The organism is Streptomyces pseudogriseolus (genome assembly GCA_002154585.1).
GTDB lineage: Bacteria > Actinomycetota > Actinomycetes > Streptomycetales > Streptomycetaceae > Streptomyces > Streptomyces pseudogriseolus.
Genome location: MUNG01000499.1, coordinates 1 through 1842 on the forward strand (window position 1 = coordinate 1; position 1842 = coordinate 1842).

The following is a 1842-nucleotide window of genomic DNA, read 5'->3' on the forward strand; positions in this document are numbered from 1 at the left end:
GGCCGGCGCCTCGTCCGGCAGCAGCGACCCGAACGGCAGCGCGTCGGGGAACGCCACCAGCAGCGCGCCCAGCAGCCCCACCCGCCCGACGCACTCCGCCAGCAGATACAGGGCCAGCGCGGCCGAGGAACGCGCGGGGGTCAGCCCGCACACCGTCATGAACCGCAGATTGACCGCGCTCGCCCCGAGCCCCGTGGGCAGCAGGTGGTTCGCCGCGCCCGCCGCGAACTGCGCGGCCAGCAGCCGCCGTCCGGGCAGCCGCTCGAGCACCGCGCCCTGCCGGGTGCACGCGGCGGCCGGCCAGGTCAGACACGTCACGCCGGCCGCGGCCAGCAGCCACGGCCACCGGGCGGTCGTCACCAGACCGAGCCCGTCGGCCAGCACCTCCCGCTGCCGTACGGCGACCACGGCCACGAGCAGCAGCGGCAGCACGCACAGCACCCGGCGGATCGTCACCGTCATGTCCACAGAGGGTGAACGACGCACGCGAACGGAGGGTTGCGACGGGCCGGACGCACGGCGACGGCCCCCACCCGCGGGCCGGGGCGGCGGGGTTGGAGCCTCCTTGACCTCAATCATGGTCGAGGTCCTAGCGTCGCCCTCATGAGCATGGAGACCACCGCGTGGGCGCAGCTGCGCAGCGTCATGACCGCCGAGGACGAGCGCCGGCCCGTCACCCGGGACACCCTGCGGCGCATCGGCGCCTTCGCCCGCCCGCACCGCCGCGAACTGATCCTGTTCCTGCTGCTCGGCACGGCGACCGCGGCGCTCGCTGTGGCCACCCCCGTGCTCGCCGGACGGGTGGTGAACACCGTCGTGTCCGGCGGCGACCCGGACACGGTGGTGCGTCTGGCGCTGCTCATCGCGCTGATCGCGGTGGTGGAGGCGGTCCTCGGCGTGCTCGGCCGCCGGCTGTCGGCGGCGCTCGGCGAGGATCTCATCCTGGGGCTGCGGACGGCGGTCTTCGACCACGTGCAGCGGATGCCGGTCGCGTTCTTCACACGCACCCGTACGGGCGCGCTCGTCTCCCGTCTCAACAACGACGTCATCGGAGCCCAACGGGCGTTCAGCACCACCCTGTCCACCGTGGTGTCCAACGTCGTCACCCTGGCGCTGACCCTCGGCGTGATGCTCACCCTGTCCTGGCAGATCACCCTCCTCGCGCTGGTCCTGCTCCCGGTGTTCGTGATCCCCGCGCGGCGCATGGGCCGCAGGATGGCCGCCCTCCAGCGCGAGGCCGCCGCCCTCAACGCGGCCATGGGCACCCGGATGACGGAGCGGTTCTCGGCGCCCGGCGCCACCCTGGTGAAACTGTTCGGGCGGCCCGAGGAGGAGTCCGAGGAGTTCGCGGTGCGGGCGCGGCGCGTGCGGGACATCGGCGTACGGACGGCCACCGCCCAGACGGTGTTCATCACCGCGCTCACCCTCGTCTCCGCCCTCGCCCTCGCGCTGGTCTACGGCCTCGGCGGCCGGCTCGCCCTGTCCGGCGCCCTCGACGCGGGCGCGGTCGTCGCCCTCGCCCTGCTGCTCACCCGCCTCTACGCGCCGCTCACCTCGCTGGCCGGGGCACGGCTGGAGGTGATGAGCGCGCTGGTGAGCTTCGAGCGGGTCTTCGAGGTGCTGGACCTGGACCCGCTGATCCGGGAGAAGCCGGACGCCCGCGAGGTGCCCGAGGGTCCGGTCGCCGTGGAGTTCGACGACGTCCGTTTCGGCTATCCGTCCGCCGACAAGGTCTCCCTCGCCTCCCTGGAAGAGGTCGCCGCCCTCGACACGCGCGGGGGCGAGGAGGTCCTGCACGGCATCTCCTTCCGCGCCGAACCCGGGCGGACCGTCGCCCTCGTC

At 73.9% G+C, this 1842-nt stretch carries 1 protein-coding gene and 1 pseudogene; one reads left to right on the forward strand and one right to left on the reverse strand.

The window, feature by feature from the left end:
- A pseudogene (locus CCN29_RS31785) lies at positions 1 to 462 on the reverse strand (TIGR00374 family protein); the annotation flags it as partial.
- 141 nt (positions 463 to 603) lie between these two features.
- Here CCN29_RS31785 and CCN29_RS31790 point away from each other — a divergent pair.
- A partial coding sequence (locus CCN29_RS31790; protein ID WP_442538602.1) for an ABC transporter ATP-binding protein occupies positions 604 to 1842 on the forward strand: 1239 nt, incomplete at its 3' end.